This is a genomic window from Loktanella sp. IMCC34160, from assembly GCF_004145845.1.
Taxonomy (GTDB): Bacteria; Pseudomonadota; Alphaproteobacteria; order Rhodobacterales; family Rhodobacteraceae; genus SELP01.
This window is the reverse complement of the sequence record NZ_SELP01000003.1, coordinates 162,081-186,254: the sequence shown is the minus strand read 5'-3', so window position 1 is coordinate 186,254 and position 24,174 is coordinate 162,081. Positions and strand designations below refer to the sequence as shown.

Genomic DNA, 24,174 nt, shown 5'->3' with positions numbered 1-24,174 from the left:
TTCGGGAAAGGTCTTCACCATGGCTGGGTCATACGACGATCGGGACGGGAAAATCTGGCTGGACGGCAAACTGGTCGAATGGCGGGATGCCAAAGTGCATATCCTGACCCATGCGCTTCATTATGCGTCCAGCGTTTTCGAAGGTGAACGGGCCTATGGCGGCAAGATTTTCAAGTCGGTCGAACACTCGCAGCGCCTGCTGAAGTCCGGCGAACTGCTGGACATGCCGATCCCCTATACCGTCGAGCAGATTGAAGAGGCGAAATACGCCGCCCTCAAGGCCAACAACCTGTCGGATGCCTATGTCCGGGCGGTCGCGTGGCGCGGCGCGGGCGAAGACATGGGTGTGGCCTCGGCCCGGAACCCGGTGCGGATGGCTGTCGCTGTCTGGGAATGGGGCGCCTACTACGGCGACGCCAAGATGAAGGGCGCAAAGCTCGATATCGCGAAATGGAAGCGGCCAAGCCCGGAAACCATCCCGACCGCGGCCAAGGCGGCAGGTCTTTACATGATCTGCACCATGTCCAAGCACGCGGCCGAGGCGAAAGGCTGTTCCGATGCGATGTTCATGGACTACCGCGGCTATGTGGCCGAGGCGACCGGCGCCAACGTCTTCTTCGTCAAGGATGGCGAAGTGCACACCCCGCTAGCCGATGCTTTCCTGAACGGGATCACCCGGCAAACCATCATCGCGATGCTGCGGGACAAGGGCATCACCGTGCACGAACGCCATATCATGCCGGAAGAGATGGAAGGCTTCGAACAGTGCTGGCTGACTGGCACCGCCGCCGAAGTTACCCCGGTCGGCCAGATCGGCAACTACACCTTTGAAGTCGGCGCGCTGACCCGCGATGTGGCGGAAAGCTACGAAAAGCTGGTGCGCGCCTGACAGTCATCTTTGGGTTGATCACGCCTCAACCCGTCCCGCCCCAGATCCTTGCCGGCAACTGCGCCGGCAAGAGTCCCCCTTGAAGGTGGACAAGGGCGGTTTCCGAATAGCCCGAGAACGGAATCGTCAGCCCATCTTCGAAGATGATTGCGGTTGTCGGCACATAAACTGTCGCCTCTGCCCCGTTGACAGATCCTTCGACCGAGATCGTGCCGTTTAGGGTCAGAGCGGCGACCTCTGCCCTGCGGACAGCATTCAGAACGGGGATCTGCTTGTCCGGTCCCGGGCTGGCGTGAAAGTCGACATTCTCGCCGGTCGGGGCCTTGCCCCCGAAAAAGACCTCGCCGAACAGAACGCTGGCATAGGCGGCCATCTTGCTGTCCGGCGGTGGCGGTGGCGCAGGGCCGATCCCGGCCCCGGCGGCAATCCCGTCTTCGGGAATGTCGGATGGCAGCAGCACGGAAAGGGACTGCCGCAAGGCCGCGAAGGCAGATGAGGCCACGCTTGGCACCGACAGGTCGAATGTCAGGTCGATCTTGCCCGGCGCGCCGGGTGCGATGGTCGCGGTGACGCTTGTGTGGCCGTTGTGAACCACGCCGTTGAACCGCGTCGCCGGGCTGCGGGTCTCGGCACCGGACGCCGATCTGAGGATTTCCAGATTCCTGGAAATCAGACCGGGCGGTAGGATGATTGGGTTCAGTTCAGCCATATTAGACGCTGATATCTGCTGGCGGGGACAGACGCCCCCGCCAGCAAAGCCGGCTTACAGCGTGATCGTGCTGTTGTTGTCCTGCGTGGGCAGGGCGGTTCCGCTGCCGTCCTGCGCACCGGTGTCCGCGGCCGGGTCACCGTTCGATGCGATGTTGAACGTGTTGCCCTGGTCGTCTTCGACCTGCAGGACAAGAACATAGGCCGAGGCGTCCACCTGAACGTTCGGATAGATGCCGCTGACCATCATGTCGACGGCGACGGTCCCTTCGACCTTTTGGGTCTGGGTCACTTCCTTGAACACCTGCTGCAACTGTTCCTTGTGGGTTGACGCATGGGCGCCAAGCCCAAGCCAACCCCAGAAACCGCTGACGCCGCCGCCGATGTCATAGGACGACTTCATCTCGTTGTAGGTCTTCGAGGAGTTGAGCGAGTAGATCTGGAAGGACATGCTTCCGTTCAGTTTCACCCAGGCCCCGGCACCCGAAACACTGGCACCAACGCCGGTGATGGTTCCGCGCTTCTGGGTGACCTTATAGGTCGAAGCGTTGGAACTGGACCCGGCGACAGCGATCTGGGCGTGCGGGGTGATTGCGGTCAATGCATTCATCTTCGTTCTCCTTGTCAAAATCTGTTCTGAACCCGGCGTGGTCGCCGAATGCCCAAAGACTAGCGGCCGTGGCCAAGAAGATTCTGTGCGGATTCACACGCAATCACAGGTTGTTTCTTAACCCGTTGAATTCGGCAGAGACTTTCCTTCCTTCCCCCCCTCCGATTGACCAGAAGAAGGTGCCGACTCAGGTCCCGACGTTGCCCGTCGCCTTGCGTTGCCGCGACCGTTCCAGCCCAAGTTGCCGCTCGCGCCAGATGATCAGAACCCCCGCCGCGATGATCAGAAGCGCCCCAAGAAGCATCACGCTGGTCGGCACCTCGTCAAAGATGAAGTAGCCGACGCCAAGCGCCAGCAGCATCGAGGTGTATTCGAATGGCGCGATCAGAGAGGCGTCCGCATAGCGATAGCTTGAGGTCAACAGGATCTGGCCAAAGCCACCCAGGATCCCCGCAACGATCAGAAGCCCGGCATCCAGCGCTGATGGCACAACCCATCCCCAGGGCAGGGTGATCAGCGACAGGGTCGCTGCGGTGACGGAAAACCAGAACACGATGGTCGCCGTACGTTCGGTCTGGACCAGCTTGCGCACAAAGACCTGCGCAAGGGCGGCAAAGACCGCGCCCCCAAGGACGACGACCGCGCCCAGCGTTTCCGACACGTCGATGGCGGACGTTTTCACCGACAATCGCGGGGACAGGACGATCAAGACGCCGACCAACCCGATGGCCACCGCCGTCAGACGGAACGCCCGGACGTTCTCGCCCAGAAACATCGCGGCGAAGATGACCACCAGCAGGGGCGCGGCATAGCCAATCGCCGTAACCTCTGGCAGGGGCAGCAGCCCAAGCCCCGCAAATCCCAACCCCATGGCCGAGGTGCCGACGATTCCGCGCCAGACATGGCCCATCGGATTGGCCGTGCGCAGGCCGGTGGACAGCTCGTGCCGCCAGATCAGCCAGACAACGATGACGGGGATCGCAAAGAAGGACCGGAAAAAGACCGCCTCGCCCGGCGGGATCCGCGGCGCGGTCGTTTTGATCAGCGACGCCATGCCCACGAAAACGCAGACAGACAGGATTTTCAAAAGGATGCCGCGCAAGGGGTGCATGGGGCCCTCGGGTCAGGAATACCCCATCGCTATACCGGTCCGGCGCTGACGGAAAGAGGGAAGCTCTGCCCTAGGCCGTCTGTCCACGCTCGATCCGAAGGAATTCCTTCACCTGACGCGCGGAGCGTTCGGCCCTTGGCTTCTGCTGAAGTGTGCGGCTCGCCGCGCTTGGGGCGGATTCCCGTTCCATCCGGACATATTCCCGCAGGCGCGGGCCGTCCTGAAGGTCGCGATGCTTGTCGATGATATGGCGTTCCATGGTCCATCCTCCTCCGACTGGACCTGTATCCTAGCACGGCCTCGCGCGATTTTCCTAATCCTGAAGGTCGGACAGGCGGGCAAGCGCCCATTCGGCGGCGTCAACCACTGTCGCATCCGGGTCTGACAGAAGCGGGAAAACAGTCTCTGACAAGGCCGGATCGCCGGAATTGCCAATCGCGTAAAGGACGTTCCGGACAAAGCGGTTGCGCCCGATCCGTTTGATTGGACTGCCCGAGAATTTCTCCCGAAACCCAGCGTCATCCAGTGCGGCAAGCTCCGCCAGCTTGGGTTCCAACAGGTCCTCGCGCCCGGCATAGCGCATCTCACTCGCCGCCGCCGCGAACTTGTTCCACGGACAAACCGCAAGGCAATCATCGCAGCCGTAGATGCGGTTGCCCATCAGGGGCCGCAACTCCTCTGCAACCGGGCCGTGATGTTCAATGGTCAGGTAGGAAATACAGCGCCGCGCGTCGATCTGCCGGGGGGCGGGAAAGGCGCGGGTCGGGCAGATATCCAGACAGGCGGTGCAACTGCCGCAGTGATCCCTTTCAGGGGCGTCCGGCTCGATCTCCAGCGTGGTGAAGATCGCGCCCAGAAAGAACCAACTGCCCAACTCGCGCGACACAAGGTTCGTATGCTTGCCCTGCCAGCCAAGCCCCGCCGCCTCGGCCAATGGTTTTTCCATCACCGGGGCGGTGTCGACGAACACCTTGATCTCATGCCCCGGTGCCTGCTCCAGCAGCCAGCGACCGACCTGTTTCAGCCGTTTCTTGACGATGTCATGGTAATCCCGGTTCTGGGCATAAACGGAAATCGCCGCCCGGTTGGGCCGATCAAGAATCGCCAGCGGGTCATGGTCGGGCGTGTAGGGTTCGGCCAGCATAATCACCGACCGTGCCTCTGGCCACAGCGCCGCGGGATTGCCGCGCCAATGCATCCGCTCGGCCATCCAGCCCATCTGCCCATGCCGGCCCTTGTCGACAAAGTCCTGCAAGCGCCCGGCGATCTGCGGAACGGCATCGGGCCGGCAAACCCCCATGGCGGCAAACCCGGTCTCTCGGGCGTAGTCCTGAAGACGTGCTTTCATGGCGCCAGAAGACAGCAGACCGGCATCCTGTTGCAAGGTACGACCCGGACGAGCCTAGAAATCAAGGTCGGCGTAATGCGCGGGCTGGGGAAAGCCGGGGATCTGATCGGCCAGAATTCCGCGAAACGCGGGGCGCGATTTGATCTTGGCATACCAGTCCTTCACCACCTCGGACCGGTTCCAGTCCACGTCCGAGATATAATCGAGGCAACTCAGATGCGCGGCGGCCGCGAAATCCGCCAGCGTCATGCTGTCCCCTGCCAGCCAGCGGCGCTTTTCCAGCAGCCAATGCATGTAGTCGAGGTGAAACTTGATGGCCTTGGCCCCGGATTTGACATTGGCACTGTCGGGATAGCCGGTGCCCATCACCTTGCGGAACACCCGTTCACCGACTAGCTTGGACGTGACCTCGGCATTGAACTTGTCATCGAACCAGGCGCACAACCGGCGCACCTCATAGCGGCCTTCGGCATCGCGGGGCATCAGCGGCGGGGTTGGGACGGTCTCTTCGAAGAATTCGCAGATCGCCTGGCTTTCCGACATGGTCTGGTTGCCGTGGCGCAGGACCGGCACCTTGCCCGCCGGGTTGCGGCGCATGAATTCCGGCGACTGGTCCCAATACCGCTCTTCGACCAGCTCGACCTCGACCTTCTTCTCGGCAAGGGTCAGGCGCACTTTGCGGGAAAAGGGTGAAAGCGGATAATGGTAAAGGCGGTTCATAAGGGTCAGGTCCAATGCGCGGCTGTGCGACACTGAATGCCGCAAGGGGGTCGGGGGATCAATCCCCGCTCTGCCGGTCAAAGCAATCTGCGCGGCCATCCACTCGTATCGTTTCCGCGCCATCCATGATCGCGGCCGCGCGGCTGCGGACGAAACTGCTCGGGTTCGAGGCGGACCGGCCTTTGGGATCGGGAAGGATCGCCGCAAGACGCGCCGCCTGCGTCGGTGACAGCGCGTCGGCATCGACGCCGAAGTAGTGCCGGGCCGCCGCCTGCACCCCAAAAACGCCCTCGTCGAACTCTGCGACGTTTAGATAGACCTCGATGATCCGCTCCTTGCTCCAGACGGCCTCGACAACTGGCGTCAGCATCGCCTCGAGCGTTTTTCGAAACCAGCTGCGGCCATGCCAAAGATAGACGTTCTTGACCACCTGCTGCGAAATGGTCGACGCGCCGCGGCTTCCGCCGCTTTCCATCGCGGCCCGGATCGCGGCAAGGTCCAGCCCCCAATGCAGGCAGAAATTCGCATCCTCCGCCGCGACGACGGATCGGGCCATGACCGGGGCGATCTCCTCCATGTCGCGCCAATCCCGCTCGACCCCGCCCAGCCGTCTGGATTCGGCGAAAATATAGGGGGTTGTCGGCGGGTTCACGAGGGCGAAGACAACAACGATCAGCGCGACGAATGCGACGCCCAGAAGAACCGACCGCACCGCCCAACGGCGCAGGCGTTGCGGCAGGCTCCGGGCGGGCGGTGTCTCTGTCTTGCGGGGCCGCGATTTCCTGCGGCCGGGTTGCTTGCTGCTCTGTCTTGCCATGGCCCAGCTATAAAGGGACCGCCGGGCCCTGAAAAGCGGCTCTAGGCGACAAGCGCCAGGGCCTCATATCCTTGGATCACCGGCCGCGCGGTTTGCCCCTTGCGACCCCTGTCCTGAATCAGGCCGGGATAGCGGGCCTCGACCTCGGACTGAACGGTCGGATCATACAGGGCAAAGTCCCCGCCTGGATCAAAGCTTTCGGTCAGCGCGCCCTCGGACCAGATCAGGTGGTGGCCGTCCAGAAGCAGGTGGATGTATTCCACCTCGCGCCGACGGTCGACATGGACCTGATCATGAACCCCGACAAGATGCTTGGCGGCGACCAGAACCTCGTCCTGCCCATAGAGAAGCTCGGCCCGCCACCCGTCGATCATCACCCGATGCTGCGGGCTGACCAGCAGATCGCGGTCATTGCCAATGACGCCCTTGCCGATCCGGATCGGCGCGTGGTCGCCCGAACCGTCTGCGCGGCGTCGGCTGATCCACAGGATCGGCTGCGGGCCGTTGTCACGGGTCAGGACAAGATCGCCCTCCTGCAGGGTTTCAATGGGCCGTGGCCCCTGTGGCGTGTCGATCAGCGTGCCGGGGGTGAAACAGGCGGGACCAAGGTCGCCCACATCCAGCTGCGTGCTCGTATTGACCCAGCTCGAACTCAGGAAGATCGCGCCATTCTGAAGGATCGTTCCATCGGTCGGGGTAAAGACCTGAATACCGCCCTGAAGATAGAAGGTGACACCGGTGATGGTCTGGATTGTTCCGTCAGGATTTTCGACGGTGATGGTGTCGCCATTATAAACAGCGCGCACATCGCGCCCGTCGATCGAATCGCGCCCGTCAGACCCGATATCCAGATCGTCGTCCCGATCGACAAGATCATAGGTCGTGAAATTCAGCACGGTTCCGGCCGGCGGCGGGTTGCCCGGATCTATGATGTAGAATTGGTCTGTATAGGTCGTCGGCATCTTCGTCGTCCTGAACTGGTCACTTGGAAACAGTTCGGAAGATGCGGGGTGATTTCGGTTAAATTTTGAAACAAACCCCGGGAACCGTGTCGGCCCCGGGGTCTTTTTGTGGCGGATCTGTCAACAATACGGCGCAGGCGCTGCGGATTGGAAACAGTTACTCCGCTGGGATCGCCGCATCCTCGATCGACAGCGGCTGCGGCAGGTGGACCAGCATTTCCTTCGGGCAAACCTGAAGGAAATTGCCTTTCTCCATGTCCCAATGCTGCAGGATATCCGCGGCCTTGCGGCTTCCGGTCTCGGCAAGGTGCCGCTCGATCAGCCCTTTCAGCTCGGCTTCCCAATGGGCGACCGTGACGGGGCAGGTGACAAGGCTTTCCATGTTGATCAGCGGCGCAGAGGTGCCGTTCGGATCATAGAGGTAGGCCATGCCGCCGGTCATCCCGGCGCCAAAGTTGGCACCGATGGACCCAAGGATCACCGCGACGCCGCCGGTCATATACTCGCAACCGTTCGATCCGCAGCCCTCGACCACGACCTTCGCGCCAGAGTTCCGCACGGCAAACCGTTCCCCCGCGCGCCCGGCGGCGAAGAGATACCCGTCGGTGGCCCCATACAGAACCGTGTTGCCGATGATCGTGTTCTCGGCGGCAACCAGCGGGCTGGCCATCGGCGGCCGCACCACGATGGTCGCGCCCGACAGGCCCTTGCCGACATAGTCGTTGGCGTCGCCCGACACTTCGATCTTCAGACCCGGCGCACCAAAGGCGCCTAGCGACTGGCCGGCAGAACCCTTGAGCTTGACCGTCAGGTGATCGGGCTGCAGCGCGTTGCGCATCCCGAAGTTCTTGACGATATGGCTCGACGTGCGGGTGCCGATGGTCCGCAGCGTGTTCTGCACCGCGTATTCCAGCTGCATCTTTTCACCCTCTTCAAGGAAGCGGGCGGCGTCCTGCACGATCTGCGCATCCAGCGTATCGGGCACAACATTGCGCGGCTTGGACCGGTCATAGACGATGTCGCGGGCGCCATCGACGGTGATCAGAAGCGGGTTCAGGTCCAGATCGTCCAGATGGTCCGACCCACGGCTGACCTGGGTCAGAAGGTCGGCCCGGCCGATCACGTCATCCAGCGACCGCGCGCCGATTTCCGCAAGAATCTCGCGCACCTCGGTGGCGTAGAAGGTGATCAGGTTTACGACCTTGTCCGCGTTCCCGGTGAACTTGGCCCGCAGGCGTTCGTCCTGCGTGCAGACGCCGACGGGGCAGGTGTTCGACTGGCACTGACGCACCATGATGCAGCCCATTGCGATCAGGGCGGCGGTGCCGATCCCGTATTCCTCGGCCCCCATCATCGCGGCCATGACAATGTCGCGCCCGGTCCGCAGGCCGCCATCGGTCCGCAGGGTGATCCGGTCGCGCAGGTTGTTCATCGCCAGAACCTGATGCGCTTCGGTCAGGCCCATTTCCCACGGCAGACCCGCGTATTTGATCGAGGTCGCGGGCGAGGCCCCGGTGCCACCGTTGTGGCCCGAGATCAGGATGATGTCGGCCTTGGCCTTGGCCACACCGGCGGCAATGGTGCCGACCCCGGACGAGGCCACCAGTTTCACCGTCACCTTGCAGCGTGGGTTGATCTGCTTGAGGTCGTAGATCAGCTGCGCAAGGTCTTCGATCGAATAGATGTCGTGGTGCGGCGGCGGCGAGATCAGCGTCACGCCGGGCGTCGAATGCCGCAGCCGGGCAATCAGCTTGGTCACCTTCATGCCGGGCAACTGGCCGCCTTCGCCGGGCTTGGCACCCTGGGCCACCTTGATCTCCAGTTCTTCGCACTGGTTCAGGTATTCGGCGGTCACCCCGAAGCGGCCCGAGGCCACCTGCTTGATCTTGGCCGACGGGTTGTCGCCGTTCGGTTCCGGCACGAAATGCGCCGGGTCTTCGCCACCTTCACCACTGTCGGATTTCGCCCCGATCCGGTTCATCGCAACGTTCAGGGTCTTATGCGCCTCGGGCGACAGGGCGCCCAGCGACATGCCCGGCGTCACGAACCGCTTGCGGATCGAGGTGATGCTTTCCACCTCTTCGATTGGAACCGGCTTGCCCAGCGGCTTGATCGCCAGAAGGTCGCGCAGGTGGATCGGCGGGTTCGCCTGCATCGCGCCCGAATACTGCTTCCACAGCTCGTAAGAGGCGCGGTCGCAGGCCGACTGCAACAGGTGCATGGTCTGCGCTTCCCAAGCGTGCTTTTCGCCGGACCGGCGGGCCTTGTAGAAGCCGCCGATGGGCAGGACGGTGCCGCCCTGCGACCAGCCACGGGCGTGCACCTCTTCCAGCTTGCGCTGGATGCCGTGCAGGCCGATGCCGGAAATCCGGCTGTGCATGCCGGGGAAATATTCGGCACACAGCGCGCGGGACAGGCCCACCGCTTCAAAGTTCAGACCACCGCGATAGGACGATAGGACCGAGATGCCCATCTTCGACATGATCTTCAGAAGGCCCGCGTCGATCGCATCGCGGTAGCGGCGAATCGCGTCGGTCAGGTTACCTTCGATCAGCCCGCGTTCTATCCGGTCCGCAACCGAATCCTGCGCCAGATAGGCGTTCACCGTGGTCGCGCCACAGCCGATCAGAACCGCAAAGTAATGCGGGTCGATGCATTCGGCCGACCGCACGTTGACCGAACAGAAGGTCCGAAGGCCCTTCTTGGTCAGCCCGCTGTGAACGGCACTGGTGGCAAGGATCATCGGCATCGCGATCTTGTCGGCCGACTGATGTTCATCGGTCAGAACAAGGTGCCCAGCGCCCGACCGCACGGCATCTTCCGCCTCGGACCGGACCCGTTCCAGACCGCGCTGCAGCGCGTCCTGATCCTCGCCCGCCGGGAAGGTACAGTCGATGAAGACCACGCTTTCGCCAAACTGCTTCACCATCTGGGTGAACTCGGCATTGGCGATGAACGGGCTTTCCAGAACAAGGATCTCGGTCTGGGAACTGTCTTCGTCCAGCACGTTCTTCAGGTTGCCGAACCGGGTCTTGAGGCTCATCACCCGGCTTTCACGAAGCGAGTCGATGGGCGGGTTGGTCACCTGGCTGAAGTTCTGGCGGAAGAAATGCGACAGCGGGCGGTATTGCTTGGACAGGACCGCGCTGGGCGTGTCGTCGCCCATCGAGGCGAGCGTTTCCTTCCCGTCCTCCGCCATCGGCGACAGGATATGTTCCAGTTCTTCGATGCTGTATCCGGCAGCGGCCTGCCGACGACGCAGGTCATCGCCCGCGAACAGGGCGGTTTCCGGCACGTCGCGCATGACCTCGTTCAGGTCGACGACCTTTTCGATCCAGTCGCCGAAGGGCTGGCTGGCGGCCAGCTTGTCCTTCATTTCGGTGTCGTGGAACAGGCGGCCTTCGGCCATGTCGACGGCGATCATCTGGCCCGGGCCAAGCGCGCCCTTTTCGACAACGGTCTTTTCGTCGACAGCGACCATGCCCGCCTCGGACCCGGCGATCAGCAGGTTGTCCCCGGTCACGACATAGCGCAGCGGACGCAGCCCGTTACGGTCCAGCCCGCCACAGACCCAGCGGCCGTCGGTCATTGCCAGCGCGGCCGGGCCGTCCCACGGCTCCATGACCGAGTTACAGTAGGCGTACATATCGCTCCAGGCCTTGGGCATTTCCACCGCCTGCTTGGACCAGCTTTCGGGCACTAGCATGGTCTTTGCCATCGGCGCGTTGCGCCCGGCACGAACCAGCACCTCGAACACCGAATCCAGCGCGGCAGAGTCGGACACGCCCGCCGGGACAATCGGCTTGATATCTTCGGCCATGTCACCGAACGCGCCCGAGGCCATCCGGATCTCGTGGCTCTTCATCCAGTTCACGTTGCCCTTGAGCGTGTTGATCTCGCCGTTGTGGGCCAGCATGCGGAACGGCTGGGCCAGCGACCACTGCGGGAAGGTGTTGGTGGAATAGCGCTGGTGATAGATGGCAAAAGCACTTTCAAACCGCTCGTCCATCAGGTCGGGATAGAAATCCGCGACCTGCTCGGCCAGCATCATGCCCTTGTAGATGATCGACCGGCAGGAAAGGGACGCGAAATACAGGCTGCCGACCTGCGCGGCGATAGCGGCCTTCTCGATCCGGCGACGGATGATGTACAGCTCGCGCTCGAACTCTTCCTCGCTGATCCCCTTGTCGTTGCGGATCAGGATCTGTTCGATCTCGGGGCGGGTCGCGTTGGCCTTTTCGCCCAGCACCTCGGTGTTCACCGGAACATGGCGCCAGCCATAGATATAGTGGCCCATGCGCAGAACTTCGGTTTCCACGATTGTGCGGCAGCGTTCCTGCGCCCCGAAATCGGTGCGCGGCAGGAACACCTGACCCACTGCGATCAGCTTGGTCGGGTCGGGCTCGTGGCCGGTGCGACGGACCTGATCATAGAAGAAGCGAACCGGGATCTGCACATGGATGCCCGCGCCATCGCCGGTCTTGCCATCGGCATCGACAGCGCCCCGGTGCCAGACCGCCTTAAGCGCGTCGATCCCGTTTTCCACCACCTTGCGCGACGGGGTCCCGTCAATCGACACGACAAGGCCAACCCCGCAAGAGGCGTGCTCGTCATCCTCGCGGAACAGGCTGTTCTCGGCCATCCACTTGCGCTTGGCTTCCTCGGCGGCGGCCCATGCGGCGTCATAGGTGGTCATTGGCGGTCTCCTTCATGAAAGAGCGGGGCAGGCTGGACAACATCGCGCCGCAGCCGTGCTTGGGATTGATCGACATAAAGCCGGGCTCGCCCGGAAAGATAAACTCGACGGGGGTATCGTCCGTGTCGAACGCCCCCTCCGAGGTAACAAGCGTGCTGGTGCCCGACAGGAACATCCGCCAGTCGCGGTGGATGAATTCGTTCCCGGCGCTGCGCCACAGCTCGACGCCTTCGGCACTGAATGCGGCGATCTGGTATTCGGTTTCGTCCAGGGTGACGCCGTCGATGGTCACCTGACGACCGGTCAGCCGGTCCTGTCCGACGAAATGATAGATGCCCGACCGCTCGGTCTCGGTGCGGAAATCATAGGTATCGACACCATCGGCCAGCAGGGCAGAGAAAGAGGCGGGATCGACCTCGCCCTGCAGCAGGCGCTCGCCCTCTCCGGCAAGAACGTGAAAGCTCTCGATCCAACGAGTCTCTTCGTCTATCCGTCCGACATAGGTCATGCCGCGTTCGTCGAAATCGGCGCGGCGCTGGTGGCCCTGCGGGTCGAAGTCACAGATGAAATGGTTGCTGACGCTGCAATCGCGCTTCTGCACCGTCACGAAGCCCTCGCAGCCCTCGGGCAGCTGAAAGGCCTGCGGCCCCGGCTCCTGCGCGGCCACGGGCAGGCCGCTGGTCAGGACCAGCAGCGCGGCTATGGCGGAAATCGCGGGGCGGAGGGGCATCTGAAACTCCTGGCGGCGGCCTATTCGGCGGCGACGGTTGCGGATTGGCCAAGATAGTCGAGCATCGCAGCAGCACAGTCGCGGCCATCGCGGATCGCCCAGACGACAAGGCTGGCGCCGCGCACGATGTCGCCCACCGCAAACACACCCTCAAGGCTGGTCTGACCGGTGCCAAAGGCCGCCTTGACCGTGCCCCAACGGGTGACTTCCAGCCCGTCGGTGTTCCACAGCTTGGGCAGGTCTTCGGGCTCGAAGCCAAGCGCCTTGATGACAAGGTCGGCCTCTTCCACGTAGTCCGCGCCCTCGATCAGCTCGGGCATCTGGCGACCCGTGGCATCCGGCGCGCCAAGGCGCATCTTCTGCACCTGAACGCCGGTGACGGCATCGCCCTCGAAACCCTTCGGGGCCGAAAGCCAGACAAATTCAACGCCCTCCTCCTCGGCGTTCTGCACTTCGCGCTGGGACCCTGGCATGTTGGCCCGGTCCCGGCGGTACAGACATTTGACGCTTTCAGCCCCTTGGCGGATGGCTGTGCGCACACAGTCCATCGCAGTATCCCCGCCGCCGATCACGACGACCTTCTTGCCAGCGGCGTTCAACTCGCCGCTGTCGTATTCCGGCACATCGTCGCCAAAGCTTTTGCGGTTCGATGCGGTCAGATAGTCGATGGCCCGGACGATGCCATCGGCATCGCCACCCGGCGCGGCCAGATCGCGGGTCTTGTAGACCCCGGTGGCGATCAACACGGCATCATGCTTGCCCCGGATCGCGTCGAACGACAGGTCTTCGCCGACGTTGCAGTTCAGGACAAACGCGACCCCGCCCTTGGCCAGCTGGTCGATGCGGTTCATCACCACGTCCTTTTCCAGCTTGAAGCCCGGAATGCCGTAGGTCAGCAGGCCACCGGCGCGGTCATAGCGGTCATAAACAGTGACCTGAACACCGGCGCGGCGCAGCACGTCGGCGGCGGCAAGCCCGCCGGGCCCGGCACCGATGATGCCCACGCTTTCGCTCCGCTCGACCGCGGGGCGGATCGGCTGGACCCAGCCTTCTTCCCAGGCAGTGTCGGTGATGTATTTCTCGACAGAGCCGATGGTCACGGTGCCGTGGCCCGATTGTTCAATCACGCAGTTGCCTTCGCACAGGCGGTCCTGCGGGCAAATGCGGCCACAGATTTCGGGGAAGGTGTTGGTGGCTTGGCTGATCTCATAGGCTTCCTTCAGGCGGCCTTCGGCGGTCAGGCGCAGCCAATCCGGGATGTTGTTGTGCAGCGGGCAATGGGACTGGCAATAAGGCACGCCACACTGGCTGCACCGGCTGGCCTGCTCGGCTGCCTTTTCGGCCGCGAATTCCGCGTAGATCTCGTTAAAGTCGGTGCGGCGCACATCGGCTGACCGCTTGCGCGGCATCTCCCGCGAGACATCGACGAATTTGAGCATCTTCTGAACAGCCATGGGTCCCTCCGCAGACTTTCGGAGCCCCCAATTACGCCGGGTCAGAAAAAATGAAAAGTCAGTTTTGCTGACCTAAATAGGGGAAAACGCAGAAAACCTTTAGCAGGAAGTGAAAAATCACACCAAAAAAGGTCAGCGTAGTTTCCCTATCGGGTCAAAACCCCAATGAAAGCGCGGCCAACGCGGCGCAGCCAACAATGATTCGCCACCACCCAAACAGGGCGTAGCCATGCCGAGACACGTAGCCAAGCAGCCACCGCACCACCAGAACGGCGGTGATGAAGGCGATAACAAAGCCAACCGCGATCTCGCCAAGGGCGCTGGTGTCCAGAACATCCCGGTTCTTCCAAAGGTCATAGGCAAAGGCCCCGGCCATCGTCGGCATCGACAGGAAGAACGAAAATTCCGCCGCCGCCCGCTTGGACGCGCCTAGCGCCAGCGCCCCCACGATGGTCGCGCCGGACCGGCTGACACCGGGGATCATGGCAAGGCATTGAATGACCCCGATCTTGAACGACATGCCAAGGGGCAGGCGCATCGCGTCCTCGTGGCGCGGGTCCGGCGCAAGCCTGTCGATGAAAAGCAGGACAAACCCGCCAAGGATCAGCATGATCGCAATCAGGACCGGCGTTTCGAACAAAACGGTTTTGATGAAATCATGCGCCAGAACACCCACCACAACGGCGGGGGCAAAAGCAATTAGGATGGACAGGATGAACCGGCGCGCCTCCGGGTCAGAGGGGGCGGCCCGCAGCACCCCGATCAGCTTTGCGGCATAGACCGACAGAATCGCAAGAACCGCGCCAAGCTGGATTACCACTTCGAAGGTCTTGCCCGCACTTTCGAAGCCAAGGAAATGCCCAGCCAGCAGGATATGCCCCGTGGACGAGACCGGAATGAACTCGGTCAGCCCCTCAAGCAGTCCAAGAAAGGCGGCAACAAGGGTCGTATCGGACATCTGCCGCCCTCCGCTGGGTCAGGATCAGGCCTTGCGCAGGTTCTTTGCGGATTCCTTGATCGCGTCATACTGGCCCGACGGGCGGAAGCGCCACAGGTAATCCGGCAGGATCGCTTCCATCGCGACAGGCTCGATGCCAAGGTCGGCAAAACCCCGCGCGCCCTCGGACACGACGTTCGGAACCTTCAGTGCTTCGATCTGGTCGGCGCTGATCGGCTGTTTAACGATCCCAAGCGACAGGAACTCTGCCCAGCCGCCCAGCGTCGCGACGACGCGTGCGATCGGGTTCGGAAGATTGACGATCAGGCGGCGGCGACGGATCACCACAAGCATCTGCTCCATCAACTCGCGGAAGCTGTGCACGTCCGGCCCGCCCAATTCATAGATACCCGGTGCGGCGGTGCCCAGCACCCCGGCGACGGCGGCCTGGGCCACGTCGTCCACATGCACAGGCTGGAACATCGTCTCGGCCCCAACGACCGGCAGCACCGGGCTGAACCGGGTCATTCCGGCGAAGCGATTGAAGAAACCGTCTTCGGACCCGAAAATCACCGACGGACGCAGGATGACCGCAGCGGGGAAATGGGCCACGATCCCGGCCTCGCCTTCCGCCTTGGTGCGCAGGTAATCGCTGGTCGATTCTGCATCGGCACCAATGGCCGAGATATGCACCAGCCCGCCAACGCCCGCATCCGCGGCCAGCCGCGCGATCCGGGTCGCCCCTTCGGCCTGCACGGCGTCAAAGTTGTTCTTGCCCGATTTGTCGAAGGTGCCGACGCAGTTCACCACCGCATCCGCGCCGCGCAGGGCGTTCGCCACGCTGGCGTCATCGCGGATGTTGCAGAAGATCGGCTCGACCTGACCAACAACGCCATAGGGCTTCACGTGCAGTGCAAGGTTCGGATCACGAACGGCCACGCGAACCCGCCAACCTTCCTTGGCCATGCGGCGGGCGATGTAGCGGCCGACGAATCCGGATCCGCCGAAAATGGTCACGAGTTTCGACATGAGGCGCCTCTGACTTCCTGAAAACTTGCCCCGGTTTACCCCCCGGTCCCCTGCCAGACAAGGCGAATTGCAGGAGAATGCAAATCGCCGCAGGAATCGCGTTGACACTGTCGCGCGGCGGCCTTAAACGCCCCGTCACGACACCTGCCCAGGTGGCGGAATTGGTAGACGCGCTGGTTTCAGGTACCAGTGACCTAACGGTCGTGGAGGTTCGAGTCCTCTCCTGGGCACCAAAATCTTCGGTCCGAGATCGAAGGGTTTGGTCGGCACATCATCCAGACATGATTGCGGAAACGACGGGACCGATCGGCAAGATCGGCGCTCGCCTTTTTGTCGGCTGTCTTGGGTCGGCCCCGGTCAACGGGGCGGGCCGGGGCAGGAGAATGCGATTCGGCGCCCGTCAAAATGACTTTTGCAACCTCCGGAAGATCGCGCTCCCGGGGCCGTGTCCGAAGCGCACCGGATAAACCGAAGGCATAATTGCCCCGAACCGGCCATGATTGTGTCGGATTTTCATGAAATAGGCGATCCCGCAGAATTGTCCGAAACCGCTGTAAATCAACGGGATTCATCCATATGCCTGAGGTTTATGCGCCAGAAAATGCGATGCTAGACCCCGGGTTTATTTTCCGCAGGCAAATCCTGGTCAATCCTGCAGCCAGTCAACCGGGCCATGTGGCCGGCAAGAGACTGTCACAACTCGAAAGGAAGAAACCATGAGCAACACTGAAGACAAGCGTCTGTCCCGCCGCGCCGCCCTTGCCCGCATCGGCACCATCGCCGCGGCCGCCTATACCATCCCGGCCTTCACCACGATGTCGATGGCCCATGCCTCCAGCGGTGCCAGCGCACCGAGCGCCCCGAGCGAACCGAGTGCCCCCAGCGAGCCGAGCGCACCGAGCGAGCCCAGCGCAGCCAGCACCCCGAGCGCGGCCAGCGGCCCGAGCGGCACTGGCTCCAGCTCCGACATCCTGACCGAAACCGGTTGCTCGGCCGCCGGCGGCACCTGGGATCCGGTCAACAACGTTTGCGTTCTGCCGTAATCGGGCACAACACACTTCGGGGCGGCGGAACATCCGCCGTCCCGTCATTCGCTAAGTAGATGGGGGCAAGGATGGCGCTGCGCGACCGTTCTTTCGTATTCGACGGCCTTGAGTCGCCCCTTCAGCTGAACGATCCTGCGATCGTGGATCTTGCCACCCGCATCCTGCATGGCTGGCCGGTTCAGGATTGCCCCACAGACAACCATCGTGACCCCTTTGCCGAAGTCTCGATCCTCGGCAGTGACAAGTGGCGCGTGCGTGCCCCGCAGGGTGCCACACCCGAACAGGTGCATGATCCAGTCAATGCGATCTGCGACCTGATCGTCGAAATTTCCTGGGAACAACTGCGGTCCCGATCCGATCTATTGTGCCTCCATGCTGCGGCTGTCGAATTCGACGGTCGGCTTGTGCTGATGCCCAACGCCCGCCGGGCGGGCAAGTCCACACTTGCGGTCGCGTTGGCGCAGTTGGGGCATCGGGTCTTTACCGATGATTTCCTCCCGATCCAGCGGGACCCCTCCACCGGCGCGCTCAGCGGTCTGGCGAACGGGATCGCCCCGCGGTTGCGCATCCCCGTTCCGCAGGGCGTTTCGGACAGGTTTCGCGCCTTTGTCGACGGCGACGGCGGACCGCAGAACCGGCAATACAAATACCTGACGGATTGTCCGGTCCCGCCGCATGGAACCACGGCGCCGATTGGCGCAATTGTTCTGCTTGACCGGCAGGACACGCCGCAGGTGTCCCGGCTGGAGTCGCTGTCCGACGCGGATGCGATTTCCTCGCTGATCCTGCAAAACTTTGCCCGACATCTGAACGGCGGGGCCATCCTCAAGGCGCTTGCCGCCTTGGCTGAACAGCTGCCCTGCTATCGGCTTGTCTATTCCGATGTCGAAAGCGCCGCCGCTCTTCTGTCAACCTGCCCGGAACTGGCCGCCTTGCCCGCCGCCCATGTCGATGAACCGCTGGATGGTCGGCCTTCGCCCCTTAAGACATATCAAGGGTCCCCACATGGGCTGCAACATGGCGCGCCCGCCCTGCGCCTTGACGGATGTGAAGAGGTGGTCTGCGGGTCGGAAACATTCGTTGCCACACCAGACGGGCGGGCGATCCACAGGCTCAATCCCGGTCTTGGCCTCTACTGGCGTCTTCTGGCCGAGCCGACGACGGTTACAGAGACGACAGAAATCCTTGCCGAGATCTACCCCGAAGTCGAGATCGCGCAACTGCGCGTCGATGCCGGGGCGGCCTTTGACCAGCTTCACCATCTGGGCCTGATCAGGTCCGTTCCCCCGTCCCACTGAACACCGGAGTTTTCGATGACCAAGGCCAATGTTCTCAAGTATCTGCGCACGATCCATGGCTGGCTTGGCGTGATCATCGTGCCATGGATCATCATCATCGGGGCGACCGGGTTCTACCTGAACCATTCCCGAATGGTCCTTGGCTGGTTTCAGGGGCCAGACTACAGCGAAGAACAACTGCTGACGTGGGAGGGCGCGCATCAGGTCGATAGCGTGGCGGCAGCTGCGATCGCTGCGCAATACTGGCCGGACGAACCGCTTCCCGCGCCCGAGGCCGTCACCTACCACGATTTCGTGGCCTATCAGTTCGATCGGCCCTCGGGGCTGGTGATCGTCGCGCGCGAAAGCGGGCACTACTACGTCAAGACCGACTACTCCCGCCGGACCTATGCGCCGGACGGAACCCTTGTCGACAAAGAGCGGTATTGGTCGCGGATCTTCAAGGAGCTGCACACGCGCGGCTGGCTTGGCGGCACGCTTGGCCGCTGGCTGGCCGACATCACCGCCCTGTCGATGGTGCTGTTCGGGATGACGGGGATCGTGCTTTGGTGGTTGCCGCGCGCCCGAAAATTCAGGCGCGCGCTGGGCTTGGGGAATTAGGTGCGGGGAATCCAGGCGCCGTCCTTGGCCGAAGATTCCTGACAGGCGCGAATGAACCACATCCCGTCCAGACCTTCGCCGATGCCGGGCAGCAGCGCCCCGTCGGCCTTGCCCTCGATCAGGTCCGCCGCGTCGTTGTAGATCGTGGCAAACCCTTCAAGATAGCCTTCCGGGTGGCCCGGCGGGATACGGGTCCAATCGGCCCCGGTTCCGGCGCCGCCCCGGGTCAGAAGCTGCTTGGGCTCGCCAAAGCGGGCAAAGGTCATCACGTTGGGGTTTTCCTGCCCCCATTCGATCCCGCCCTTGTCGCCATAGACCCGCAGGCGCAAACCGTTTTCGTGACCCACGGCAACCTGGCTGGCCCAGACCATGGCCCGGGCGCCCTGTTCCATCCGCAGCAGGATATGGGCGTTGTCATCAACCAGTCGGCCGTCGACCATGCTGTGCAGATCGGCCGACAGTGCCTCGGTCTTCAATCCGGTGACGAAGGACAGAAGGTTAAAGGCATGGGTGCCGATATCACCAATCGCGCCCGCGCCCGATTGCTTGGGGTCGGTCCGCCAATCGGCCTGTTTGTTGTGGGTGTCTTCGGCCAGCCAATCCTGCGCGTATTCCGCCTGAACGATACGGATCTTGCCCAGATCACCCCGGGCAATCATCGCGCGGGCCTGCCGCATCAACGGATAGCCGGTGTAGTTATGGGTCAGGATGAACCGGGCGTCGGCCGCCGCCACGGCGGCCTCGATCTCGGCGGCCTGCTCCTGCGTCGCGGCCAGCGGCTTGTCGCAGATCACATGGATACCGGCCTTCAGAAAGGCAATCGCGGGCCCCGCGTGCATGTGGTTCGGGGTGACGATGGCCACCGCCTGAATGCCGTCCTCGCGGGCCGCCTCGGTGACCGCCATATCCTCGTACGAGGCATAGGACCGGTCCGCCGCGATCCCAAGGTCCGCCGCGCTGGCCGCTGCCCGTTCCGGGTTGGACGACAATGCGCCTGCAACCAGATCGAACCTGCCGTCGATCCGCGCGGCGATACGATGCACGCCGCCAATGAACCCGCCCTGGCCGCCGCCGACCATCCCCAGCCTGATCCGTGTCATAGTCCCAACATCTCCTTGATGGCTTTGTCGTCGCGTTCCGCCCCGGCGAAATCGTCGAACGCTTTTTCTGTTACCTCGATAAGGTGGCTTTCAATGAAGGGGGCGCCTTCCGCCGCGCCCTGTTCCGGCGACTTGATGCAGCATTCCCATTCCAGAACCGCCCAGCTGTCGTACCCATACTGGGTCAGCTTGGAAAAGATGCCCGAGAAATCGACCTGTCCGTCGCCAAGGCTGCGGAACCGACCGGCCCGGTTGGTCCAGCCCTGATAGCCGGAATAGACACCCTGCCGCCCGTCCGGGTTGAATTCGGCGTCCTTCACGTGGAAGGCGTTGATCCGGTCGTGGTACAGATCGATGAAGGCCAGATAATCAAGCTGCTGAAGCAGGAAGTGCGAGGGGTCGTAGTTGATCCGCGCCGCCTCGTGTTCCTTGACCCGGCCAAGGAACATCTCCCAGGTTGCGCCGTCGAACAGGTCTTCGCCGGGGTGCAGTTCAAACCCGATATCAACCCCGTGATCCGTGTAATAGTCGAAGATCGGCAGCCAGCGGCGGGCCAGTTCGTCGAACGCCTCGTCGATCAGACCAGTCGGGCGCTGCGGCCAGGGGTAAAGGAACGGAAAGGCAAGCGAGCCCGAAAAGCTGACGGTATGGTCAAGGCCCAGCTTGCGGCTCGCAACCGCGGCCTTCTTCATCTGCTCCGTGGCCCACTCCTGCCGGGCCTTCGGGTTGCCATGCACCGCCGCCGGGGCAAAGGCATCAAAGGCGCGGTCATAGGCCGGGTTCACCGCCACCAGCTGGCCCTGCAGATGGGTGGACAGCTCGGTAATCGCTACGCCTGCGTCGGCACAGATACCCTTCACCTCGTCGCAATAGGCGTCGCTTTCGGCGGCCTTTTCCAGATCGAACAGGCGGCCATCGAACGTCGGGATCTGGACGCCCTTATAGCCAAGGCCAGCGGCCCATTTGGTGATGTTCTCAAGACTGTCGAACGGGGCCGCATCCCCGGCGAATTGGGCAAGAAACAGCGCGGGGCCTTTGATCTGCGTGGGCATGGTCGGGTCTCCAATTATCTGGCAAAGAACACAACTCCGCTGACGATGGAACCCCGTCAAACGGTGTTTTCACCTTCCTAAATCGTTATAGTTAGCGCTACAATGGCAAAAATTCGCCGCAGCTGCGAAATGGGTCGCCTTTGAGAATTAGGATTTCGCGGTGTTGAAAACGCGGGCGGGATGCAGTTCGCCCGCCTTGAAGACACCGACCGCGACCGCCTGACCATCATGACTGGCCCAGCATTCCTCGCCATAGTCGACGTCCTGGGCGATCACCATCGCCGGGTTGCCGTTCAGCAGTCGGCCAAGGCTCTCGGGCGGGCAGTGGACCTCGGGCAGATCGGCAAGCCCCTCTTCCAGCGGACGCAGGTAGGCGTCCAGCGCCGGGTCTTTCGCCAGCTTTTCGACCGTCTCAAGGTCGATCCCGTCCTTCGCCTCGAACGGGCCGGACCAGATCCGGCGCAGCTTCAGGACATGGCCGTAGCAGCCCAGCCCCGCACCCAGATCGCGGGCGATGGACCGGACATAGCCACCCTTGCCACAGGTCATTTCCAGAACGACATGATCCGCGTCCGGTCGGTCGACCAACAGCAGTTCCTCGACCCAAAGGGGCCGGGCGGCGATTTCAAAGTCCTCGTCGTCGCGGGCCCGCTTATAGGCGCGTTCCCCGTCGATCTTCACCGCTGAAAACTTCGGCGGAACCTGCATGATGTCGCCAATGAACCCCGAAAGCGCGGCCTTGATCTCGTCATCCGTGGGGCGGGCGTCCGAGGTGGCGATCACTTCGCCCTCGGCGTCGTCGGTATTGGTGGCCGCGCCAAGGCGGACCGTGAATTCATAGGCTTTCAGGCTGTCGGTGATATAGGGCACGGTCTTTGTCGCCTCGCCCAGCGCCACGGCAAGAACCCCGGTCGCCTCCGGGTCCAGCGTCCCGGCATGCCCGGCTTTCTGGGCGCCAAAGGCCCAGCGGACCTTGTTCACAACGGCGGTCGAAGTGATCCCCGCCGGCTTGTCCACGACCAGCCAGCCGGAAATGTCACGTCCCTTGCGCTTGCCCATCTGTGCCTCGCATCAATTCTGGAAGGGGCCTGCTAAAGGGCGCAGGCGGGGCGGTCAACCGGACCTAGTCCTCAAGATCCTTGCGCACCCGGTCCTCGGACAGCAGGCGGCGGGTCTCGTCCATCTGGTCAAAGGTTTCATCCGGGAAGAACGCGAGGTCCGGCGAATGCTTCATCTTGATCTCGCGGGTGACAAGACGGCGGATCTCGCCCTTGTTGCGGTTCAGGGCCTCCATCGCCTCGTCCTTGCCCTTGCCGCCCAGCGGCAGGACGAAGACACGGGCCTGGCGCAAGTCGGGGGTGACCCGGACCTCGCCCACGGTGATGGACATGCGTTGCAGGTCGGGGTCATGGACCTCGCCCCGCATCAACAGGTCGGACAGCGCCCGGCGGATCAATTCGCCCACGCGAAGTTGCCGGTTCGACGGGCCGGCGCCCTGAAAGGAACGGTTCTTTGCCATGGGCCTGCACATAAGGGGCATCCGCCCCCTTGCCAAGCGGCGCTTTGATGTGCAGGCAAGAACCAACGCAGTCGCAAGGCCAAGGGGCAACGCATGACCGACATACCCGGAATCGTGATCACCGGCGGATCTGGCCGGATGGGGCAGATGCTCATCCAGACCGTTCTGGCATCGGACGCCTGCAAACTGGTCGGCGTGCTCGAACGCGAAGGCCACGCCTGGATCGGCCGCGACGTGGGCGAGGCGATGGGCGGACAGCCCGTCGGCGTGACCGTCTCTGACGACCCGCTGGACGCCTTTGCCAGCGCGCAGGCGATCATTGATTTCACCGCCCCCGCCGCAACCGTCGAATTCGCCGGTCTGGCCGCGCAGGCCCGCGCCGTGCACGTGATCGGCACTACCGGCCTGTCCAATGCCGACCTTGCCGCGATTTCCGCCGCCGCCCGCCACGCGACGATCGTCCGTGCCGGAAACATGTCGCTGGGCGTGAACCTTCTGGTGCAACTGACGAAAAAGGTCGCCGCCGCGCTGGACGAGGATTTCGACATCGAAGTGATCGAGGCGCACCACAACAAGAAGGTCGATGCCCCCTCGGGCACCGCGCTGATGCTGGGCGAGGCCGCCGCCGAAGGGCGCGGCGTGTCGCTTGACGATGTGAAGGATAGCGGCCGTGACGGGATCACGGGCGCGCGCAAGCGGGGCGACATCGGGTTTACCGCCATCCGGGGCGGCGACATCGTGGGCGAACATGACGTCCTCTTCGCCGCGCCGGGCGAACGGATCGTGCTGCGGCACGTGGCCACCGACCGGGCGATTTTCGCGCGCGGCGCGCTCAAGGCCGCGCTGTGGGGGCAGGGGAAGAAGCCGGGCGAATACGACATGATGGACGTGCTTGGCCTGTCCTGAGTGATCCGGCCGGGCCATTTGTCCGTAACAGGCAAGATTTCCGAAACAACGGAACCTTGTCATGCGTACGCTTCTCTTTGCCCTCCTTCTTCCGACAACGTCTCTGGCCGATGGATTCGTCCCGATCACGGACCGCGAAACCTTTCTGTCCTATGTGCAGGATCGTGACCTTCGCCTTGGCGTCCTTGGCATTACCCTGAATGTCGAACCGGACGGGACGATCGAAGGCACCGCCGTGCGTTGGGAAGTGACCGGAACATGGGACTGGAAAGACGGCTTCTTCTGCCGCGAGATGGACTGGTCCGGGATGCCCATCGACTATAACTGCCAATTGGTCGAGGTGCGCGACGGGTCCGAGATGCGCTTTACCGTCGATCAGGGGGCAGGGGACAGCGCGACCTTCCGTCTGCGCTAGAAATCGACCGCGATCCCCTTCTTCTCCCAATCGCCGAACCGCACCGGTTCCGGCCCGTCGCGGCCACCCAATTCCGTCGGCAGTTCCTCCGCCTTGGCAGCCTTGCGGCGCTCTTCGGCCTCTTGCAGGGCACGAACGGCGGCGGCGGGCAGGTCTTTCTTCGGCTCGGACATGGCGCGTTTCCTTGTGGGATTGCCTTTGGTGATATACGGGCCTTGGGCAATATC

24 protein-coding genes and 1 tRNA gene are annotated in these 24,174 nt (G+C 63.0%); 7 read left to right on the top strand and 18 right to left on the bottom strand.

What is annotated here, in order from left to right:
- Positions 1 to 19 precede the first annotated feature (19 nt).
- The gene (locus EU803_RS09085; protein WP_129682001.1) at positions 20 to 889 is read left to right on the top strand and encodes a branched-chain amino acid aminotransferase; all 870 of its coding nucleotides are present in this window, start codon (positions 20 to 22) and stop codon (positions 887 to 889) included.
- A gap of 25 nt (positions 890 to 914) precedes the next feature.
- Here the strand turns inward: EU803_RS09085 and EU803_RS09080 are convergent, their stop codons facing one another.
- From EU803_RS09080 to EU803_RS09020, 13 genes are all read right to left on the bottom strand, one after another.
- Positions 915 to 1,598, bottom strand: coding sequence for a hypothetical protein (locus EU803_RS09080; protein WP_129681999.1), 684 nt, complete (start codon positions 1,596 to 1,598; stop codon positions 915 to 917).
- 54 nt (positions 1,599 to 1,652) lie between these two features.
- On the bottom strand, positions 1,653 to 2,207 hold the full coding sequence (locus EU803_RS09075) for a hypothetical protein (RefSeq protein ID WP_129681997.1): 555 nt from the start codon (positions 2,205 to 2,207) through the stop codon (positions 1,653 to 1,655).
- Between the two features lie 187 nt (positions 2,208 to 2,394).
- The gene (locus EU803_RS09070; protein ID WP_129681995.1) at positions 2,395 to 3,318 is read right to left on the bottom strand and encodes a DMT family transporter; all 924 of its coding nucleotides are present in this window, start codon (positions 3,316 to 3,318) and stop codon (positions 2,395 to 2,397) included.
- Positions 3,319 to 3,388: 70 nt separating this feature from the next.
- A complete protein-coding gene (locus EU803_RS09065; protein ID WP_129681993.1) occupies positions 3,389 to 3,577 on the bottom strand; it encodes a hypothetical protein in 189 nt (62 codons plus the stop codon).
- Between the two features lie 54 nt (positions 3,578 to 3,631).
- Entirely contained in the window at positions 3,632 to 4,666 is a 1,035-nt protein-coding gene (queG, locus tag EU803_RS09060) for a tRNA epoxyqueuosine(34) reductase QueG (RefSeq protein ID WP_129681991.1), read from the bottom strand.
- A 54-nt stretch (positions 4,667 to 4,720) separates the two neighbouring features.
- A complete protein-coding gene (locus EU803_RS09055; RefSeq protein WP_129682742.1) occupies positions 4,721 to 5,386 on the bottom strand; it encodes a glutathione S-transferase family protein in 666 nt (221 codons plus the stop codon).
- 58 nt (positions 5,387 to 5,444) lie between these two features.
- On the bottom strand, positions 5,445 to 6,203 hold the full coding sequence (gene mtgA / locus EU803_RS09050) for a monofunctional biosynthetic peptidoglycan transglycosylase (protein WP_129681989.1): 759 nt from the start codon (positions 6,201 to 6,203) through the stop codon (positions 5,445 to 5,447).
- A 41-nt stretch (positions 6,204 to 6,244) separates the two neighbouring features.
- Positions 6,245 to 7,165: a Hint domain-containing protein gene (locus tag EU803_RS09045; RefSeq protein WP_129681987.1), complete on the bottom strand. Its 921-nt coding sequence runs from the start codon at positions 7,163 to 7,165 to the stop codon at positions 6,245 to 6,247.
- Positions 7,166 to 7,322: 157 nt separating this feature from the next.
- On the bottom strand, positions 7,323 to 11,861 hold the full coding sequence (gene gltB / locus EU803_RS09040) for a glutamate synthase large subunit (protein ID WP_129681985.1): 4,539 nt from the start codon (positions 11,859 to 11,861) through the stop codon (positions 7,323 to 7,325).
- Positions 11,848 to 12,591 (bottom strand): hypothetical protein, encoded by a 744-nt coding sequence (locus EU803_RS09035; protein ID WP_129681983.1) that lies wholly within the window; start codon positions 12,589 to 12,591, stop codon positions 11,848 to 11,850. Before EU803_RS09035 ends, gltB begins: the two co-directional genes overlap by 14 nt.
- 20 nt (positions 12,592 to 12,611) lie before the next feature.
- Entirely contained in the window at positions 12,612 to 14,045 is a 1,434-nt protein-coding gene (locus EU803_RS09030) for an NAD(P)-dependent oxidoreductase (protein ID WP_129681981.1), read from the bottom strand.
- Between the two features lie 154 nt (positions 14,046 to 14,199).
- Positions 14,200 to 15,003, bottom strand: a complete 804-nt coding sequence (locus tag EU803_RS09025) for an undecaprenyl-diphosphate phosphatase (RefSeq protein ID WP_129681979.1) — start codon at positions 15,001 to 15,003, stop codon at positions 14,200 to 14,202.
- Between the two features lie 24 nt (positions 15,004 to 15,027).
- Entirely contained in the window at positions 15,028 to 16,011 is a 984-nt protein-coding gene (locus tag EU803_RS09020; RefSeq protein WP_129681977.1) for a complex I NDUFA9 subunit family protein, read from the bottom strand.
- A gap of 146 nt (positions 16,012 to 16,157) precedes the next feature.
- Here EU803_RS09020 and EU803_RS09015 point away from each other — a divergent pair.
- The 4 genes from EU803_RS09015 to EU803_RS09000 all read left to right on the top strand — a co-directional run bounded on the left by EU803_RS09015 (position 16,158) and on the right by EU803_RS09000 (position 18,955).
- Positions 16,158 to 16,244, top strand: a tRNA-Leu gene (locus tag EU803_RS09015).
- A 483-nt stretch (positions 16,245 to 16,727) separates the two neighbouring features.
- On the top strand, positions 16,728 to 17,054 hold the full coding sequence (locus EU803_RS09010; protein ID WP_129681975.1) for a hypothetical protein: 327 nt from the start codon (positions 16,728 to 16,730) through the stop codon (positions 17,052 to 17,054).
- Between the two features lie 71 nt (positions 17,055 to 17,125).
- Positions 17,126 to 18,355: a PqqD family peptide modification chaperone gene (locus tag EU803_RS09005; protein ID WP_165352805.1), complete on the top strand. Its 1,230-nt coding sequence runs from the start codon at positions 17,126 to 17,128 to the stop codon at positions 18,353 to 18,355.
- A 15-nt stretch (positions 18,356 to 18,370) separates the two neighbouring features.
- Positions 18,371 to 18,955 (top strand): PepSY-associated TM helix domain-containing protein, encoded by a 585-nt coding sequence (locus tag EU803_RS09000; RefSeq protein ID WP_129681971.1) that lies wholly within the window; start codon positions 18,371 to 18,373, stop codon positions 18,953 to 18,955.
- Here the strand turns inward: EU803_RS09000 and EU803_RS08995 are convergent.
- The 4 genes from EU803_RS08995 to rbfA form a co-directional block, all read right to left on the bottom strand.
- Complete coding sequence (locus EU803_RS08995; protein ID WP_165352804.1) at positions 18,952 to 20,055, bottom strand: Gfo/Idh/MocA family oxidoreductase; 1,104 nt, start codon at positions 20,053 to 20,055, stop codon at positions 18,952 to 18,954. The genes EU803_RS09000 and EU803_RS08995 overlap by 4 nt on opposite strands.
- Positions 20,052 to 21,107 (bottom strand): sugar phosphate isomerase/epimerase, encoded by a 1,056-nt coding sequence (locus EU803_RS08990; RefSeq protein ID WP_129681969.1) that lies wholly within the window; start codon positions 21,105 to 21,107, stop codon positions 20,052 to 20,054. The genes EU803_RS08995 and EU803_RS08990 overlap by 4 nt, the downstream gene beginning before the upstream one ends.
- A gap of 147 nt (positions 21,108 to 21,254) precedes the next feature.
- Positions 21,255 to 22,166 carry a tRNA pseudouridine(55) synthase TruB gene (gene truB, locus EU803_RS08985; protein ID WP_129681967.1) on the bottom strand — a complete coding sequence of 304 codons (912 nt, stop codon included), beginning with the start codon at positions 22,164 to 22,166 and terminating at the stop codon, positions 21,255 to 21,257.
- A gap of 64 nt (positions 22,167 to 22,230) precedes the next feature.
- Positions 22,231 to 22,626, bottom strand: a complete 396-nt coding sequence (gene rbfA / locus EU803_RS08980) for a 30S ribosome-binding factor RbfA (protein ID WP_129681965.1) — start codon at positions 22,624 to 22,626, stop codon at positions 22,231 to 22,233.
- 93 nt (positions 22,627 to 22,719) lie between these two features.
- Here rbfA and dapB point away from each other — a divergent pair, with 93 nt between their 5' ends.
- Positions 22,720 to 23,532, top strand: coding sequence for a 4-hydroxy-tetrahydrodipicolinate reductase (dapB, locus tag EU803_RS08975; protein WP_129681963.1), 813 nt, complete (start codon positions 22,720 to 22,722; stop codon positions 23,530 to 23,532).
- A 61-nt stretch (positions 23,533 to 23,593) separates the two neighbouring features.
- Complete coding sequence (locus EU803_RS08970; RefSeq protein WP_129681961.1) at positions 23,594 to 23,947, top strand: dihydrodipicolinate reductase; 354 nt, start codon at positions 23,594 to 23,596, stop codon at positions 23,945 to 23,947.
- Here EU803_RS08970 and EU803_RS08965 read toward each other — a convergent pair.
- On the bottom strand, positions 23,944 to 24,120 hold the full coding sequence (locus EU803_RS08965; protein ID WP_129681959.1) for a DUF1674 domain-containing protein: 177 nt from the start codon (positions 24,118 to 24,120) through the stop codon (positions 23,944 to 23,946). The two genes, EU803_RS08970 and EU803_RS08965, sit on opposite strands and share 4 nt — an antisense overlap.
- Between the last annotated feature and the right edge of the window lie 54 nt (positions 24,121 to 24,174).

Coding starts and splice junctions, on each gene's coding strand:
- EU803_RS09085 (WP_129682001.1), top strand. CDS start 20: ATGGCTGGGTCATACGACGATCGGGACGGGAAAATCTGGCTGGACGGC.
- EU803_RS09080 (WP_129681999.1), bottom strand. CDS start 1,598: ATGGCTGAACTGAACCCAATCATCCTACCGCCCGGTCTGATTTCCAGG.
- EU803_RS09075 (WP_129681997.1), bottom strand. CDS start 2,207: ATGAATGCATTGACCGCAATCACCCCGCACGCCCAGATCGCTGTCGCC.
- EU803_RS09070 (WP_129681995.1), bottom strand. CDS start 3,318: ATGCACCCCTTGCGCGGCATCCTTTTGAAAATCCTGTCTGTCTGCGTT.
- EU803_RS09065 (WP_129681993.1), bottom strand. CDS start 3,577: ATGGAACGCCATATCATCGACAAGCATCGCGACCTTCAGGACGGCCCG.
- queG (WP_129681991.1), bottom strand. CDS start 4,666: ATGAAAGCACGTCTTCAGGACTACGCCCGAGAGACCGGGTTTGCCGCC.
- EU803_RS09055 (WP_129682742.1), bottom strand. CDS start 5,386: ATGAACCGCCTTTACCATTATCCGCTTTCACCCTTTTCCCGCAAAGTG.
- mtgA (WP_129681989.1), bottom strand. CDS start 6,203: ATGGCAAGACAGAGCAGCAAGCAACCCGGCCGCAGGAAATCGCGGCCC.
- EU803_RS09045 (WP_129681987.1), bottom strand. CDS start 7,165: ATGCCGACGACCTATACAGACCAATTCTACATCATAGATCCGGGCAAC.
- gltB (WP_129681985.1), bottom strand. CDS start 11,861: ATGACCACCTATGACGCCGCATGGGCCGCCGCCGAGGAAGCCAAGCGC.
- EU803_RS09035 (WP_129681983.1), bottom strand. CDS start 12,591: ATGCCCCTCCGCCCCGCGATTTCCGCCATAGCCGCGCTGCTGGTCCTG.
- EU803_RS09030 (WP_129681981.1), bottom strand. CDS start 14,045: ATGGCTGTTCAGAAGATGCTCAAATTCGTCGATGTCTCGCGGGAGATG.
- EU803_RS09025 (WP_129681979.1), bottom strand. CDS start 15,003: ATGTCCGATACGACCCTTGTTGCCGCCTTTCTTGGACTGCTTGAGGGG.
- EU803_RS09020 (WP_129681977.1), bottom strand. CDS start 16,011: ATGTCGAAACTCGTGACCATTTTCGGCGGATCCGGATTCGTCGGCCGC.
- EU803_RS09010 (WP_129681975.1), top strand. CDS start 16,728: ATGAGCAACACTGAAGACAAGCGTCTGTCCCGCCGCGCCGCCCTTGCC.
- EU803_RS09005 (WP_165352805.1), top strand. CDS start 17,126: ATGGCGCTGCGCGACCGTTCTTTCGTATTCGACGGCCTTGAGTCGCCC.
- EU803_RS09000 (WP_129681971.1), top strand. CDS start 18,371: ATGACCAAGGCCAATGTTCTCAAGTATCTGCGCACGATCCATGGCTGG.
- EU803_RS08995 (WP_165352804.1), bottom strand. CDS start 20,055: ATGACACGGATCAGGCTGGGGATGGTCGGCGGCGGCCAGGGCGGGTTC.
- EU803_RS08990 (WP_129681969.1), bottom strand. CDS start 21,107: ATGCCCACGCAGATCAAAGGCCCCGCGCTGTTTCTTGCCCAATTCGCC.
- truB (WP_129681967.1), bottom strand. CDS start 22,166: ATGGGCAAGCGCAAGGGACGTGACATTTCCGGCTGGCTGGTCGTGGAC.
- rbfA (WP_129681965.1), bottom strand. CDS start 22,626: ATGGCAAAGAACCGTTCCTTTCAGGGCGCCGGCCCGTCGAACCGGCAA.
- dapB (WP_129681963.1), top strand. CDS start 22,720: ATGACCGACATACCCGGAATCGTGATCACCGGCGGATCTGGCCGGATG.
- EU803_RS08970 (WP_129681961.1), top strand. CDS start 23,594: ATGCGTACGCTTCTCTTTGCCCTCCTTCTTCCGACAACGTCTCTGGCC.
- EU803_RS08965 (WP_129681959.1), bottom strand. CDS start 24,120: ATGTCCGAGCCGAAGAAAGACCTGCCCGCCGCCGCCGTTCGTGCCCTG.